The following is a 16,146-nucleotide window of genomic DNA, read 5'->3' as shown; positions in this document are numbered from 1 at the left end:
TTTTTACTTGTCTACCTTTATTGCATAATCTAACATTAAAGAAGGAATATCAACTTCACATACTCTAACGGTGTTTTTGTATTCTGTAGTATTGTTAACCTCATGAACAACTAATCCTTTTTCATCACTTTCCATCAAATCCACCCCTACAATATCCCCCTGAACTGCATTTTTAGCCTTAATACACATCTCTTCCATCTCTGATGTAACTTTGCATGGCTCTGCAATTCCACCAAGTGCCATATTTGTTTTCCAATTCCCATTCCCTGATGTCCTGTAAATTGCAGCCACAATCTTATCGCCTACCATTATTGCTCGGATATCTCTTGGAGGTCTTTGAACAAATTCTTCTAGATAATGAATTTGATAAATTGGATACATGTTTTCTCTGCTTTCAATAATTCCCTCAGCTGAATCTCGATCATTTAATTTTGAAATTAATCTTCCCCAACTGCCAACTGTTGGTTTGATGACTTTAGGATAACCATGCACATCTAATGCTTCTAACGCTGCATCTTTTGAAAAGGCAACAGTTGCATCAGGCGTTGGCACACCAAATTTTTTTAGAAGCATATGTGTAAATAATTTATTTCCTGCAAATACTCCTGTGTTAAGACAATTGATTACTTTAACTCCTAGTCCCTCTAGAGCTGCAGTTGAATGAAGATTTCTATAGTAACTAACACATCTTTGAATAACTATTCCATAATCTTCTGGTTTTTTTTCTAAATCTAATGCAAGTTTCTTACAATCTACCATCTGGATGTTTATGTTGTTTTTTTTACCTGATTCTAATAGAGCTTTTTCTTCCCAACGGATGGTATCATAAAGAATCGTAACGTCAGGACTCACTGCCCCCAATCCTCGCCAACCGTTTGGGCAGGCTTTAGATCGAAACCGTCTGAACCTTTTGCTAATTCAAAACTTGCGCCACATTCCGGACATGTTACAATCTCTCCTTCAAGTGCGTCACTTGGTATGGAAATCTCTGCATCACATTCTTCACATTTTGACATATCTTCTCTCCATTAATCCTCTTTATTTATCATTAATTATCCTTTTTTCAAGTCTGTCTTCCAATGGTATTTCAATTAGATCCCCCATTCTGAGACTCTTTAGTCCGGCTGCTACTGCCTTTGCACCCTCATCATCTTTTTCAAGTCCCAATAATGACATCAAGTAGGCAGCACCAGTTTTACCAGCTAATTCTCCAAAGACAATTCTTCTCCTATTTCCCACTGCTCTTGGAGGAATTGGCTCGTATGCTGCTGGATTTCTAAGAATTGCGGCAAGATGTGTTCCTGCTTTGTGTTTGTATGCCGATGAACCTACAATAGGTTTTGAATCATATGGTTTTATTGATGTATAATCTTCAATTAATCTTGAAAGATCTAGTAGCATATCTAATCTGAAATCATTTGGTGATTTGTACAAATATGTTAATGCTACTGCAACTTCTGCAAGTGGTGGAATTCCAGTTCTTTCCCCTATACCATCAATTGTTGTATGGATTTGGTCCACTCCAGCATCACACGCAGAAAATGCATTTGCTACTGCAAACCCAATATCATTATGAACATGTGCATCAAGGGGTACATCGACTACGTCTCTGACTTTTTTAACAAAATTATACATTCCAATAGGTCGTAAAATACCAACAGTATCTGGAAGACTAATTCTATCGACTCCTACCTCTTCAATTGCTTTACATACTTTTAGTAAAAATTCTGGCTCTGCTCTGCTTCCATCTTCAACTGTGAATCTAATTTTTAGTCCATGTGATTTTGCATATTCTACAGTTTCAACAGCTCTCTCAAGTGCTTGCTCTCTAGAAATTCTTAATTTGTCTTTAAGATGAATATCTGAAATTCCTAAATATGCCGCACACCATTTTGCATCACAATCCAATGACACATCAATATCTTCTTTGAGTGCACGTCCATGTGAAACAATATCTGCCTTGAGTCCTTGTTTGATTATTGTTTTAGTTGCTTCTTTATGATCACTAGATACAACAGGCGAAATTTCAATTTGATCAACTCCAAAATAATCTAACATCCATGCAATCTGAATTCTTTGCTTACTTGTAAAAGAAACACCTGGATGTTGTTCTCCTTCTCTTAAGGTACTATCTAATACCTTGATTTTCTTTGGATTTTTATCGTATGCATTGTAGATGTTTGCATAGTGATTCGGATCTTTCATTACTGATATCGCTAACTAAAATAGATGATATAAACATATTCGTACTATCTTCGTTATTTTTAATTATTTTTGATCCTAATTTAGTTTTAAAATAAATAATTTAAGCGAAAGTCGCATTAGATGACTTTTCTTAAAATAATTACTGTGTTTGTATCGACTACACCCGTAATTTTTCTTAATGCATCAATACTACTATTGATTTCTGCAATACTTGGTGCACTAATTATTGTAGTGATGTCATACTGACCAGTAATTTCATAAACTGTTTTCACTCCTTCAAGTTTAGCCAGCTTCAATGAAACTTTTGCCGTATCTGTTGCAGAGTCTACTGAAACAAGAACAATTGCACTTGTTGTATTTTCTTCACCTAACTCAAGTGTGAATTTTTTAATTGTTCCACTATCAACTAAATTTTTAACTCTTCTTCTAACTGCTGATTCTGATAGCTTTAATTTTTTTCCAATATCTACAAAAGATTCTCTTGAATCTTCTTTCAGATATCCAATAATTTTTTCGTCTACTTTGTCTTTATACATCTCTCTTTTCTTCCTCTTTTGTTAATACAGAATCTAGAGCATGTAAAACTTTTGTTATGTCATCTTCGGTAATTACTAATGGTGGTAAAATTCTTAGTATATTTCGCCCTGAATAAAGCATTAGAACTCCTTCTTTAATTAAACCCATTAGTATGTCTCTGACTTCAAATTTCATCTCAACTCCAATCATTAATCCCTTTCCACGAATTTCTCTAATCATGGTGTGTTTTTCTTTTAGTTTCTCTAAACCCTCTCTGAATAATTTCCCCATCTTTTCAGAATTTTCAATCAAGCCATCTTCAGTCAATGCTTTTAATGCTGCTATTCCTGCAGCGCATGAAATTGGATTGCCTCCAAATGTTGAAGAATGCTCTCCTTTACTCATTGCTGCAAGTATATCTGGTCTTACTAGTGTTGCACCCATTGGAACTCCTCCTGCAATTCCTTTTGCAAGACATAAAATATCTGGTGCTGTGTTCCAATGGTCACATGCCCATAATCGTCCTGTTCTCCCCAATCCTGCTTGTATTTCGTCAAAAATTAACAGAATTCCTTTTTCATCACAGAGTTTTCTAACATCTTGCAAAAATCCATCTGGTGCAACATTAATTCCACTCTCTCCTTGAATTGGTTCTAAAATCACAAATGCTGTATCATCATCAATCACTTCACGAAGTGATTGTATGTCGCCAAATGATGCAAATGAAACTTTCTCCACAAGTGGTTCAAATGCTTTTTTGTATTTTGGATTAAATGTTAATGATAAAGCTCCAAATGATTTTCCATGATAGGATCCTTTCATTGCAACCATTCCTTTTTTTCCTGTAAATTTTCTTGCAAACTTTATTGCAGCTTCAATTGCTTCTGCACCGCTGTTGTTTAAATGAACTTGTGTTAGTCCTTTTGGAGCTAATCCTATTAGTAATTTTAAAAATTCTTCTCTAGTTTTATTGTACAGTGAACTGTGCACTGTAATTATTTTATCGATTTGTTCTTTTATTGCATTATTTACTCTTTGATTCTGATGACCGACTAATGAAACACCATATCCTCCCATACAATCAATGTATTCTTTTCCGTCAATATCCCAAACATGAGCTCCTACTCCTTTTTCAATAGTAACTGGAAATCTCTGATAGAGATTTCCCATGAATTGATCTTCACTCATGTTTGATCACCGTACAATTATCATGTGCAATTGCAGATGATATTGGATTTTCTTTTTGACCATTAGCAATTAATGCTTCTTTTACCCCCATATCTAAGGCTTCAGTTGACGCAAGTATTTTTTTCTCCATACCAGGACCAATTTTAGGTCTGATCTCTTTTGCTTCAGCCAATGTTAGATTAGTAACGAGTTTCTCATCGATTAAAAGCCCATCTACATTTGTGATGAACAATACTTTGTCACTTCCTACTTTCCCTGCGACATATGCAGCTGCTCTATCTCCATCTACATTTAGAAATTCTGATTCTTCGCTAATTGCTATTGGTGAAATAACTGGAGTGAGCCCTTGCTCTAAGAGCAACTTGATAAATTTCGCATTTACATCTCTGATTTTACCTGTATAACCGCCATCAATTGCTTGTTTTCGGCCTTTTTCATTTACAATTAGAAGTTTCTTTTTTCTATCTGCTTCTATTATTTTTGCATCTACTCCGGAAAGTCCAATTGCATTAATTCCATTTTTTTGAAGCATTTGAACAATGGTTTTGTTGATTCTGCCAGACATTACCATTGTAAAAATTTCTGCTGTTTCTTTGTCAGTGTATCTGCTTTTGATTCCACTTGGTGATGTTACAAATTTTGGTTCTTTTCCTAATTGTTCGCAAACTTTTGTAACTTCTTTTCCTCCACCGTGAACTAAAATTACTCCCTCAGTTTCTGAAACTTTTTTTATGTCTGAAATTGTAGATGGATGTAAATTATCAACAACGCTTCCACCAATTTTGATTGTGATCATTTCTAAACAGGAGTTAACGGTGTGTATCTGAGTCCATTCATTTCATCAAAACCACACATTACATTCATGTTTTGAATGGCAGAACCTGCAGCACCTTTCATCAGATTGTCCGATGCAGATAGTGCAATTAATCTATTATTGTCTTCGTCAATATCAAATCCTATGTCACAAAAGTTTGAACCAACCAAAAACTTTGGATCTGGGAATTTGTATAATCCTTTTTTATCTCTGATCAGTCTAATGAACTTCTCTTCGCCATAAGCTTGACGATATAATTTCCACAGCTCTTTTTCTTCAATATCTTTTTTCATAAATGTGTGATTTGTACATAAAATTCCACGAACAACATCTACTGCATGTGGACTCATTGAAACATGTATTTTCTTTCCTGCAATTTCACTTAGTTCTTGTTCTATTTCGCCTGTGTGTCTATGCTTTGCTGGTTTGTATGGTCTAATCACCCCTGCTCTCATTGCATGTGCTGTTCCTGAACCAGACCCTGCTCCAGAGGACCCAATTTTTGAATCCACTACAATATGATCCGTATCGATGATATCATTTCGAATTAATGGTGCAAGGGCTAACATTGATGTTACTGCCATACAACCTGGACATGAAACTAGTTGTGCTTTTTTAATTGCCTCTCTATGTAATTCAGGAACTCCAAAAACTGATTTTGCTAAATAATCAGGATGTGGGTGTTCCCATCCATACCATTTATCGTATGCATCCTGGTCATGTAATCTATAATCTGCACTCAAATCAATTATTTTTATGCCTCTGTCGTAGAGGGCTTTTACTATTTCAGTGGCAGTTCCATGAGGTACTGCAGTAAATACAAGATCACATTTGTCCGTTAACTTGTCATAGTCTAATTCTGAAAATGTTAGATCGGTAAATCCCTTTAAGCTTGGTTGAACTCTGTGTAGATATTCTCCTACATGTTGTCTTGATGTTACCATGGATATCTCGACATCTGGATGATTAACAAGAAGACGGAGTGTCTCTCCACCTACATAACCTGATGCTCCTACAACACCTACTTTCATGATAAACCTCCTCGTAATGAAGTATAATTTATTTCCTAACGTAGTCTAGCGCAAATTCTACCATTTTTTTTGGTATATTTTGCTTGGCAACTCTTGCTAATCCTTTGAATTCTACAGTATTATTTACTTCATGAACAACTAAACCTCTTTTCTCATCCTCCATCATGTCTATTCCTAAAATGCCACTCCCCATGGCTTTGGAAGCTTTACTGGCAAGATCTTCCATGTCTTTTGTGATCTCACAAAGTTCTGGATCTGCTCCTAATGCAATATTCGTTTTAAAGCCACCTGAAGATTTTCTATACATGGCTGCAATAGGCTCATCTCCAATTGTAATTACTCGGATATCTCTTGGAGGTCTTTTGATAACTTCTTGCAAATAGTAAATTCTATCATGTGGGCTATCTGTGATATCTCTTATTTCAAAAACTGCGTCCATTGTATCTTTATCCTTAATTGGCATTATTCCTCTTCCCCAACTACCAATTACTGGTTTGATGACTAATGGAAATCCAACTTTTTCTAAATTCTCAGCTGCACTCTCACTTGAAAATGAAAAATATGTTTTAGGAGTAGGAATATTATTTTTCTTTAAAAGTAAAGTCATGAACATTTTGTTTCCACAAATATTTGCAACTTCAAATTTGTTAAGAACTGGTATGTCTAGGAATTCTAAACTTGCAGTAAAGTGAAGACCTCTAAAATAACTAACACATCTCTCTAAAACAACATCTCCAAGATCAAAATCGGCTTTTTTACTATCTGTGTTTATCTGTGTGATCTTTGCATCTAGCATCACTGTATCATGTCCTAGTTCTGATGCCTCCTTTTGGAGCATCTTTTCTTCCGCTCTTAAGCGGTCAAACACAATACAGACTTTTGACATTACTCTCCCCAGTCTTCGCCTACGCTTTCTGCTTGTTTAAGCTCAACATTTGATCCGTCTTTTTTTGCGATTTCAAAGTCGGCACCACAATCAGGACAGGAGACTATTTCTCCAACTGAGGCATCATCTGGGATGTTTAGTGTTGCGTCACATTCTGGGCAGTTCATGTTTTTGTTGACCTTTTCTTTTGTAATTTATTAGCTTCTGTTGATTGCATTCCCCACAATTCGACAAATCCTTTAGCTAATCTTTGATCGAAAGTTGATTCTGATCCATATGTTGCAATATTGTGACTATACAATGAATTTTTTGATTTTCTTCCAACTACTCTGAGACTGCCCTTGTATAGCTTGAGTTTGACTGTTCCTGATACGGGTTTTTGTGATGCCTCAATAAATCCGTCCAGATCTGTTTTTAGAGGATCTTGCCATAATCCTGAGTATACCAAATATGACCATTCATCATCAATTAAGGACTTGAACTTGTTTTCATGTTTTGTATGGACCATCTTTTCTAAATCTTGATGTGCTTCAATTAGACAAGTTGCAGCAGGAGTTTCATATACTTCTCTTGATTTTATTCCGACAACTCTGTCTTCAATATGATCAACTATTCCAACCCCAGCAGAACCTGCTTTTTTGTTTACATACTCTATTAATTTTTGTGATTCCATAATTTTACCATCTACTGCTACTGGAATTCCTTTATCAAATTTAATTTCTAGATAGGTTGGTTTATCAGGTAAGTTTTTTGTTTTAACCCAAATGAATGCATCATCTGGTGGTTCATTGTATGGATCCTCTAAAACTCCTCCTTCAATTGCACGTCCCCATAAATTTTGATCAATACTGAATTTTTTTGCAACAGAATCAATTTCTATTCCATGTTTTTTTGCAAACTTTAATTCTGTAACTCTATCCAAATTCTTATCTCGAATTGGTGCAATGATTGGAAGATCAGATCCAGACCTTAGTGTAATATCAAAACGAACTTGGTCATTTCCTTTTCCCGAACATCCATGTGCAAGTGATGTGACTTTTTCTTTTTTTGCAATCTCTAAAACTTTTTCAGCAATCAATGGTCTTGCAAGAGCTGTTGCAAGACAATATTTTTTTTGATATAATGCATTTGCCTTAATTGATGGGAAAATATAGTCTTTGACAAATTCTTTTCTTGCATCAATGTTGTAATGTTTTTTTACACCTAACTTTTTTGCCTTTGCTGCAATTTTTTTATTATCATCTCCTTGTCCAACATCCACTGTAACTGTAATTACATCCATGTCATGTTCTTCTTGTAAATATTTTACAACAACTGATGTATCTAGTCCACCAGAAAATGCAAGAATTCCTTTTTGAGTCATAAAACATCTTTTCCGTCGTAATTTGGAATTTATCTTTTGTGATACGGCTGGAATTGAATTAATTTGGAAACATCTTTGACTAGCTTAAGCTAAAATTCGATGATTATTTAACGGTCAAATATAACGCTGTTTTATGAAAAATAGATCGGTACTTGTAGCAGGAATTGTAGGTGTTGCATTGATTTCTGCGCTTATTATTTCTCAAAATTCTGATAAATCGTCTACTGAAAAGATTAGAATTGCTTTTTTTCCAAATATAGGACACGCAGTACCTATTGTTGGAATTGAAAAAGGATTCTTTGCAAATAAAATTGGTAATGAGATAAAAATTGAAACTAGAGTTTTTGATAGTGGGCCACAAGTAATTGAATCATTATTTGCGAATTCAATTGATTTTGCATATGTTGGACCAATTCCTGCAATTAATGGATATTTAAAATCTGAAAACCATAACATCAGAATTCTTTCTGGTGCTGCAAGTGGTGGTGCCAGCTTTATTGTTCATCCAAATTCAGAAATTAATAATGCTTCTGATTTTAGAGGTAAAAAAATAGCTGCTCCACAAATTGGTAATACTCAAGATGTTTCTTTGCGAACTTTTATCTCTGAACATGGATTAAAACCTGCAGAAAAAGGAGGTTCTGTAATAATCTATAATATTCCAAACCCTGACATCTATACATTATTTGTAAAAGGAGAAATTGATGGTGCCTGGGTTGCAGAACCATGGGCCACAATTTTAGAAACTGAACTTGATGGAAAACGATTATTCTATGAAGAGGATTTATGGCCAAATAATGAATTTACTACTGTTCTTTTAATTGCAAATACTGATTTTGTTAAAAAAAATCCTGCATTAGCAATTAATTTCTTAGAATCACATCAAGAAACTGTAATGTGGATTAATGAGAATCCTATTGAAACAAGAATCATATTTAATGATTTTATAAAATCACATTTGGGAAAATCAATGTCTGATGAAGTAATTGATACTGCTCTATCTAATTTGGTAATTACTTCTAACCCCCTTCCAAACTCTGTTTATTCGTTTGCAGAAAAAGCAGATGCACTTGGTTACTTGGGACGAAATGGATATGACTTGACTAATATTTTTTATTATTTTGATACTGACACTTTGGAGGTAAATTTAACTAAATGACTAAACTTGAAGCAAAAAATATTGTAAAATATTTTGCCCATGATTCACACAAACTAAAGGCACTTGGAGGTGTAAATCTACAGGTAGAAGCTGGTGATTTTGTATGCTTAGTTGGACCATCAGGATGTGGAAAATCTACCTTTTTACGAATCGTTGCAGGCTTGGAAACTCCTGATGAAGGCCAAATTCTATTTGATGGTAGACCAGTTGGTGAAACCGGTCCTGAGAGAATTATGGTCTTCCAAGAAGGTGCATTATTTCCTTGGCTCAAAGTTCAGGATAATGTAGAATTTGGACTAAAGATGGCTGGAATTCCAAAAGATGAGCGAGCAAAGATATCCAATAGATATCTGGATATGATGCAGCTAACCAAATTTGCAGACTCTTACACATTTCAACTTTCAACTGGAATGAAACAACGTGTAGCTATTGCGAGAGCTCTTGTAATGGATCCTGATGTACTGTTAATGGATGAGCCATTTGCAGCACTTGATGCACAAACTCGCGATTTATTGTTAGTTGAAATGCAATTGATTTGGGAAAAAACAAAGAAAACAATTCTATTTGTAACTCATAATGTTGCAGAAGCTGCAGTCCTTGGAACTAAAGTTGCAATTTTTACTAACCGTCCGTCAATAATTAAAAAAGAAGTTGAAAATAATTTCCCAAGACCCAGAGTCACTCAAGATGAATCATTATTAAAATTCCAACAAGACATTTTAGCAGAATTACGACCTGAGGTAAAGAAAAGTAAAGAGTGATTCTGATGGCAAAAAATTTTACTCCTCATAGAATTGCATTTTACATTGGAATAATAGTGGTCTGGCAAGTAATTTCTATGTCTGGACTTTGGCCTGATAACATTTTTCCATCTCCATATGAGGTAGCTGAAGATTTAGCATATGGTGCATCTGATGGTAGTTTATTTTATGGAATTGCAACAAGTATGTGGCGATTAGCAATTGGACTTGCTATAGCTATTGTAGGTGGTGTTGTGTTGGGAATATTTATGGCAAGAGTAGAAGTTGTAAATCAAACTGTTGGTTCACTTGTATTGGGATTACAATCAATTCCATCAATTGCATGGGTTCCACTTGCAATACTTTGGTTTGGATTAACTGATGGTGGAATAATTTTTGTTACGGCAATTGGTGCAATTTTTGCTGTAACTATTAACACCTACACTGGTGTCAAAAACATTAATCCTCACTTTATTGAGGCTGCAAGAAATATGGGTGCTAAGGGCACTCAATTGATTACTGCTGTTTTGATACCAGCAGCATTTCCATACATGATTTCAGGATTCAAGCAAGGATGGGCATTTGCCTGGAGAGGTGTGATAGGTGCCGAACTACTATTTTCATTCCTAGGATTGGGCTTTTTGTTAAATGCTGGGCGTTCTCTAACTGATGTCTCACAGGTAATTGCAATAATGCTTGTGATTATGGGAATTGGTCTTGTAATTGATGGTCTCATATTCAAGAGATTAGAACATAAAGTAATGTCACGATGGGGATTGAGATAATCTTCTATCTTCTACTTGATTTTTAATGAAATGCCAAATGCACAAATGATTATTGCAATTGCAAAATACATTACTGCAGTGTAATCAAATAGAAATGCAATACTTCCTGCAACTACAGGACCAACTACTGTAGCAATAGATATTGTTGAACTAAATATCCCAGTTGATGTGGAACGAGGATTATTTTCCATTAGATGAAAATTTCCTCCAATGAATAAAAATGCCCATGTTCCTCCCACTAGTGACATAAATGGCATTGCCATCCACCAATCTGTAATAAATGCTAATCCAATAAAGACGAAAGTTGTGCACCCAATTCCAATTTTAAATTTTGTTACATTTGAGAGATTAATTTTACTTGCCATGACATTCATCAAAATAAATGCTGTCAGTGTATTTGCAACATAAACAATTGATATTTGATAAAGTTCTGCCCCTAGTCTCTCCATTAATAATATTGGAAGTATAGTCCAAACAGCAGCTGCACCAATATGTCGAAGTAGTAATGATGAAAAAAGATACTTGTTTTTAGAAATTACTTTTTTTGTAGTTCCCGGTGTTAATTCCTTTTCTTGTTGAGGGTTTGGTAGTTTTATTGTAAACAAAAATCCAATAACAAAAGATAATGAACTAATTATGAAAATTAATTTAAGATCGTTAGCAAATCCTGCAGCTGCAATTCCTGCAAGCCATCCAAGTGCATGAAATGAAATTACCGTTGCTGCTCTTTTTTTATCAATATTTGCCTCATAGGTGTATGCAATCATTGCAGGAATCATAATTCCACTAGCAATTCCTGCTGCTATTCTAACAAGAAAGAACATTCCAAGATCATCGGCAAAATAATGCAATCCAAATGCAATGGCACAACCAATGAAGCCTAGTCTGATAAATTTGAGCCTGGTTCCTCTCTTATCTGAATGTCTTCCAAAGTAAATTTCTGATAAAATTTGGGAAAAACTAAATGATGCTACTAAGAGCCCAATCTCAAATATGGATTCGGTAACTCCCTTTGCAATTAAAGGCATGAAAACAAAAATTATTGAGATTCCTGCATGTTGAAAGAAGGTTGCACTACGAACTAGGTTATTCACTTGAATCTTTTGCATAAATGTAACTGCATCTACTTTTTACCTAATTTCAATATACGTGTCATTAACCTGAATCTTTGTGGATTTTTCTGAAAAGAGTTAAACTCTCCAAGAACATTTTGAAATTTAATTGTCTGCTAAAGAACCATTTAATGATGCATTAAAAAACCGTATTTTACTTTTTGATGGTGCTATGGGTACTGAGATTCAAAAATATGATCCAAAACCTGAAGACTTTCCAAATAATCAAGATGGCTTTAATGACGGTCTAATACTTACACATCCTGAATGGATTAAACAAATCCATAGAAATTATTTAGATGCAGGAGCTGATTGTATTGAAACAAATTCTTTTGGCTCAAATAAAATAAAATTAGATGAATATGGTTTTGGCGATCAAACTGTAGAATTTAACAAAAAGATAGCAAAATTAGCTTGTGAAGTTTGTGAAGAATATTCTGACAAACCTCGATATGTAATAGGTTCTATGGGCCCATCTGGATATTTGCCAAGCTCAAATGATCCTGACTTGGGACAAAAACCCCTTGATGAATTAAGAATTGCATTTGAGTTACAAGCTGAAGGATTAATTCTTGGAGGAGTGGATGCATTACTAATTGAAACTAGTCAGGATATATTGGAAGTAAAACTGATAATTGAAGCATGTCATAATGCAATGGAGAAAACAGGAAAGAAAGTTCCGATTATTGCAAACACTACTTTAGATCAATACGGAAAAATGTTACTTGGAACAAATATCCAAGCAGCATATACCACGGTTTCAGATATGGGGATTGATGTTTTTGGTCTGAACTGCTCTACTGGTCCAATTGAGATGAATCCTAGTGTACAGTGGCTAAATGAGCAAAATGAACATAATTTGCTAGTTGTTCCAAATGCTGGTATGCCTGAAAATCAAGGTGGACAAGCAGTTTACAAAATGACTCCTGAAAAGATGGGTGAGGCATTAAGTGATTTTCTTGATCAGTACAAAAAAGTTCGAATAATTGGTGGCTGCTGCGGTACAAATCCTGAACACATTAAAGAACTACGAAAAGTAATTGACGAAAGAGCCAACTCTATAGAGAGTTAAGTATTTAGAAAAACTGTGGTGATTTTATAATATTGAATGTTCCTAGAGTTAGTTCTGCATTAAAGGCAGTTGAATTAAAACAAATTCCTGCACCATTAATTATTGGTGAAAGAATTAACACTCAAGGCTCACGTAAAGCCAAACAACTTGTTTTGAATGATGATTATGATGGACTAGTTGATTTAGCTCGTGCTCAAGTTGAGGATGGAGCACATTGTCTTGATGTGTGTGTTGCAACAACTGAAAGATCTGATGAATTAACATTCATGTTAAATCTTGTAAAACGATTAAGTTTAGAAATTGATGCACCTCTAGTAATTGATTCAACTGATCCTGAAGTAATAGAAGCAGCTGTAAAACAAATTCCTGGAAGACCCATAATTAATTCCATTAATCTTGAAGGTGATGGGAGTAGATTCAAAAAATTAGCACCTTTAATGGCAAAATATGGTTTACCTGCAATTGCATTATGCATTGGGCCAAACGGAATGGCAAAGACTCCTCAGCAAAAAGTAGAAACTGCAGAATTACTTTATGAGACAGGAAAAAAATATGGTTTAAAGATTGAACAATTTATTTTTGATGTTTTAACATTTACTTTAGCTACTGGTGAGGATGAATTTCTTGATGCAGGAAAAAACACTTTAGAAGGAATACGACTAGTAAAAGAAAAATTTCCAAATTCATTTACAACATTGGGTTTAAGTAACATCAGTTTTGGGTTGGCCCCATACGCTAGAAAGATTCTCAACTCTGTATTTTTGTATCATGCTGTAAAAATTGGATTGGATTCTGCAATTGTTAATGCCAAAGAAATAATTCCATATGGTGAAATTGATGATAAAGAGAAAAAATTAGCAGAAGATCTGATCTTTAATACTCATCCCAATGCATTATCTGATTTAATTTCCTATTTTGAAAAAACAGGTCCGCAAGGGACTACTGAATCTAAAAAAGTAGATGTTGATCCTTCTTGGCCTGCTGGAAAACGTGCAAATTTTAGAATCGTAAATCGCCTAAAAGATGGAATTCAAAATGATGTTGTAGCGGCAATAGCTGATAAAATTGGAAAACCTGAAATCATAAAAGATAATGATGGTATTTTGTCCCTTGATGCTCCTAAAGAATTAACACATGATGGGGCAATTAAAATTCTAAATGAAGATCTACTTCCTGCAATGAAGGAAGTTGGTGACAAGTTTGGTGCAGGGGAATTAATTTTGCCATTTGTTCTCAAATCTGCTGAATGTATGAAGGCTGCAGTTGGAGAATTAGAAAAGTATCTAGTTAAAGAGGAAGGAACTAGCAAAGGCAAACTAGTTCTGGGAACAGTTTATGGTGATGTTCATGATATTGGAAAAAATTTGGTAAAAACAATTTTTCAAAATAATGGTTATTCAGTATATGATCTAGGCAAACAAGTGCCATTACAAAAATTCATAGAAAAAATTGATGAGGTAAAACCTGACGCTATTGGTTTATCTGCATTATTAGTTTCTACATCAAAACAAATGCAGTTTTTTGTAGAACATGCTAGGAAAAATAAAATGACTATTCCTATTCTTTGTGGAGGTGCTGCAATTAACAGCAACTATATCAATCGAATCGCAAAAGATGGTGGCATCTATGAGCCAGGTGTTTTTTATTGTAATACTATGTTTGAAGGACTAAAAACAATGGATGTTTTAATTTCAGATGACAAACCAAAACTTTTAGCTGATTGGAAAATAAAACTAGAAAATTGGAAAGAAAAATCTACTGCATCCATAGATCCTGACACACTTCCTAAAAGTGATATAAAGCCTGTACCTGCCCCTACTCTAAAAACAATTGGAGAACCAATTCGATTAACATTCGATCAAATCAATATGGCAGAAGTTTGGACTATGATTGATAAAAAATCATTATTCAAATTATCTTGGGGGTTGAGAGGAAAGGCAGGCTCTGCATCTGAAGATGATCATGAGCAGATTCTAACAGAATGGAAGATGCGCATAATTAGAGAAAAACTCTTTGAACCCCAAATTGTTTATGGTTATTTCAAATGTCATAACAAAAATAGAAAATTACTAGTAGAGAATCCTCACGGGGAGGATGTGGAATTGGAATTTCCTCGTTCTACAAAACCTGATCACCTATGTCTGACAGATTATTTTGGTGAAAATGATATTGTTGCATTTCAATCTGTAACTGTTGGGAATAAAGTAGCACAAATCATTGAACAGTGGAATAAGGAAGACAAGTATACTGATGCATATTATCTGCATGGATTAGCCGTAGAAGTTGCAGAAGCTTTGGCAGAATGGGTAAATCGTAAAATAAAATCTGAAATGAATTTAGAAAAAGGTGGTTTAAGATATAGCTGGGGATTCCCCAGTTGTCCTGATGTTGCACAACATCACTTGGTATGGAAATTATTGCAACCTGAAAAGTCTGGAATGACATTAACTGAATCTGGACAGATAATTCCTGAACAATCTACTGCAGCAATAGTTGTTCATCATCCTGATGCAAAATATTTTGTTCTCTAACTATTTTTTTGCAAAAATTCATTCAAGCCATTAAAATCATTTGGAGATGTAATTAAAACATCCCCCGTCAAATCATGAATTTTTTTTACAAACTCTTCAAAATTTTGATTATAGGATGCAAAATCTAAATTCAAAAATTTTGCTGATTTTTCATTTTTTTCTGAAGGAAATAAAATAATTGGAATTATTGAAAATCCTTTAAGATTATCTACGAGATTTTGAACTTGTTCTATTTTTTGAATTACTTGAGTCATGAATCCTTTGGGTTTAGCATCTAACTTTTTTGAAATTTTTGTAAAATCTGGGTTATTTGAAATGGAAAGGTACAAATCAATTTTAGAATCTATTTTTTCATCTCTTAGTCTCTTTAGTACTGTACTTGGGAATTGGCCTGAATCTGGAGTTCCAGTTTGTGATGGATCTCCCATTAGGATTAAAATTCCAGAAAAACCTACATCAATGCATTTTTTTACATATTCTGAAATCTCTTTCTCACTTTTGTCTCTAACTCTCAGACTTACAGTAATAGGAATATTTGGAATTTCTGTTTTTAGTTTTTTACCAACTTCAATTGGTGATACTCTTTGGTGACCAAGTACATTTTCTGTAAGGTGTATTGCATCACATTTTTTTGATATGCTTTTTATTTTATCGAGAAATTTTGATACTGATTCATCCGTGTTTACTCCAGGTAAAATTTTTGGTGGATTTGCTTCGTATCTGATTGTCATATTGTCGTTTTTT

The 16,146-nt window shown here is 34.4% G+C and carries 17 protein-coding genes; 5 read left to right on the top strand and 12 right to left on the bottom strand.

All coding sequences use genetic code 11. From position 1 onward, the window contains the following. Positions 1-3: 3 nt before the first annotated feature. From lysX (K5790_RS05245) to K5790_RS05200, 10 genes are all read right to left on the bottom strand, one after another. Positions 4-852, bottom strand: coding sequence for a lysine biosynthesis protein LysX (gene lysX / locus K5790_RS05245; protein WP_297593047.1), 849 nt, complete (start codon positions 850-852; stop codon positions 4-6). Beyond that, positions 849-1,016 carry an alpha-aminoadipate/glutamate carrier protein LysW gene (gene lysW/argW / locus K5790_RS05240; RefSeq protein WP_141977799.1) on the bottom strand — a complete coding sequence of 56 codons (168 nt, stop codon included), beginning with the start codon at positions 1,014-1,016 and terminating at the stop codon, positions 849-851. The genes lysX (K5790_RS05245) and lysW/argW (K5790_RS05240) overlap by 4 nt, the downstream gene beginning before the upstream one ends. 22 nt (positions 1,017-1,038) lie before the next feature. After that, a complete protein-coding gene (locus K5790_RS05235) occupies positions 1,039-2,205 on the bottom strand; it encodes a 2-isopropylmalate synthase (protein ID WP_297593043.1) in 1,167 nt (388 codons plus the stop codon). 116 nt (positions 2,206-2,321) lie between these two features. Next, positions 2,322-2,741 (bottom strand): HTH-type transcriptional regulator LysM, encoded by a 420-nt coding sequence (gene lysM, locus K5790_RS05230; protein WP_297593041.1) that lies wholly within the window; start codon positions 2,739-2,741, stop codon positions 2,322-2,324. Continuing rightward, positions 2,734-3,909, bottom strand: a complete 1,176-nt coding sequence (locus K5790_RS05225; RefSeq protein ID WP_297593039.1) for an acetylornithine/succinylornithine family transaminase — start codon at positions 3,907-3,909, stop codon at positions 2,734-2,736. Before K5790_RS05225 ends, lysM begins: the two co-directional genes overlap by 8 nt. Further along, the gene (locus K5790_RS05220; RefSeq protein ID WP_297593037.1) at positions 3,902-4,705 is read right to left on the bottom strand and encodes a [LysW]-aminoadipate/[LysW]-glutamate kinase; all 804 of its coding nucleotides are present in this window, start codon (positions 4,703-4,705) and stop codon (positions 3,902-3,904) included. Before K5790_RS05220 ends, K5790_RS05225 begins: the two co-directional genes overlap by 8 nt. Positions 4,706-4,707: 2 nt before the next feature. After that, positions 4,708-5,754: an N-acetyl-gamma-glutamyl-phosphate reductase gene (argC, locus tag K5790_RS05215; RefSeq protein ID WP_297593035.1), complete on the bottom strand. Its 1,047-nt coding sequence runs from the start codon at positions 5,752-5,754 to the stop codon at positions 4,708-4,710. Between the two features lie 28 nt (positions 5,755-5,782). Then, complete coding sequence (gene lysX, locus K5790_RS05210) at positions 5,783-6,640, bottom strand: lysine biosynthesis protein LysX (protein ID WP_297593033.1); 858 nt, start codon at positions 6,638-6,640, stop codon at positions 5,783-5,785. After that, complete coding sequence (gene lysW/argW, locus K5790_RS05205; RefSeq protein ID WP_014963701.1) at positions 6,640-6,807, bottom strand: alpha-aminoadipate/glutamate carrier protein LysW; 168 nt, start codon at positions 6,805-6,807, stop codon at positions 6,640-6,642. Before lysW/argW (K5790_RS05205) ends, lysX (K5790_RS05210) begins: the two co-directional genes overlap by 1 nt. Next, the gene (locus tag K5790_RS05200; RefSeq protein ID WP_297593028.1) at positions 6,804-8,003 is read right to left on the bottom strand and encodes an argininosuccinate synthase; all 1,200 of its coding nucleotides are present in this window, start codon (positions 8,001-8,003) and stop codon (positions 6,804-6,806) included. Before K5790_RS05200 ends, lysW/argW (K5790_RS05205) begins: the two co-directional genes overlap by 4 nt. A 133-nt stretch (positions 8,004-8,136) precedes the next feature. On the opposite strand from K5790_RS05200, the gene K5790_RS05195 reads away from it, so the two are divergent. The 3 genes from K5790_RS05195 to K5790_RS05185 are packed head-to-tail and all read left to right on the top strand — an operon-like array spanning position 8,137 to position 10,687. Then, a complete protein-coding gene (locus K5790_RS05195) occupies positions 8,137-9,162 on the top strand; it encodes an ABC transporter substrate-binding protein (protein ID WP_297593026.1) in 1,026 nt (341 codons plus the stop codon). After that, on the top strand, positions 9,159-9,923 hold the full coding sequence (locus K5790_RS05190) for an ABC transporter ATP-binding protein (protein WP_297593024.1): 765 nt from the start codon (positions 9,159-9,161) through the stop codon (positions 9,921-9,923). Before K5790_RS05195 ends, K5790_RS05190 begins: the two co-directional genes overlap by 4 nt. A gap of 5 nt (positions 9,924-9,928) precedes the next feature. Then, on the top strand, positions 9,929-10,687 hold the full coding sequence (locus tag K5790_RS05185) for an ABC transporter permease (protein WP_297593022.1): 759 nt from the start codon (positions 9,929-9,931) through the stop codon (positions 10,685-10,687). 11 nt (positions 10,688-10,698) lie between these two features. Here K5790_RS05185 and K5790_RS05180 read toward each other — a convergent pair whose 3' ends face one another. After that, positions 10,699-11,796 carry an MFS transporter gene (locus K5790_RS05180; protein ID WP_297593020.1) on the bottom strand — a complete coding sequence of 366 codons (1,098 nt, stop codon included), beginning with the start codon at positions 11,794-11,796 and terminating at the stop codon, positions 10,699-10,701. A 112-nt stretch (positions 11,797-11,908) separates the two neighbouring features. Between K5790_RS05180 and K5790_RS05175 the strand changes: the two genes are divergently transcribed. Next, positions 11,909-12,871: a homocysteine S-methyltransferase family protein gene (locus tag K5790_RS05175; RefSeq protein ID WP_297593018.1), complete on the top strand. Its 963-nt coding sequence runs from the start codon at positions 11,909-11,911 to the stop codon at positions 12,869-12,871. Between the two features lie 32 nt (positions 12,872-12,903). Continuing rightward, a complete protein-coding gene (locus K5790_RS05170; RefSeq protein WP_297593016.1) occupies positions 12,904-15,402 on the top strand; it encodes a dihydropteroate synthase in 2,499 nt (832 codons plus the stop codon). On the opposite strand, the gene K5790_RS05165 is transcribed toward K5790_RS05170, so the two are convergent. After that, positions 15,399-16,146 (bottom strand): methylenetetrahydrofolate reductase (locus K5790_RS05165; protein WP_297593014.1); only part of this gene is annotated, 748 nt, incomplete at its 5' end. The two genes, K5790_RS05170 and K5790_RS05165, sit on opposite strands and share 4 nt — an antisense overlap.

It is taken from the genome of Nitrosopumilus sp. (genome assembly GCF_025698945.1).
In the GTDB taxonomy this organism is placed as follows: Archaea; Thermoproteota; Nitrososphaeria; order Nitrososphaerales; family Nitrosopumilaceae; genus Nitrosopumilus.
This window is presented reverse-complemented; position numbering and strand designations above follow the sequence as displayed.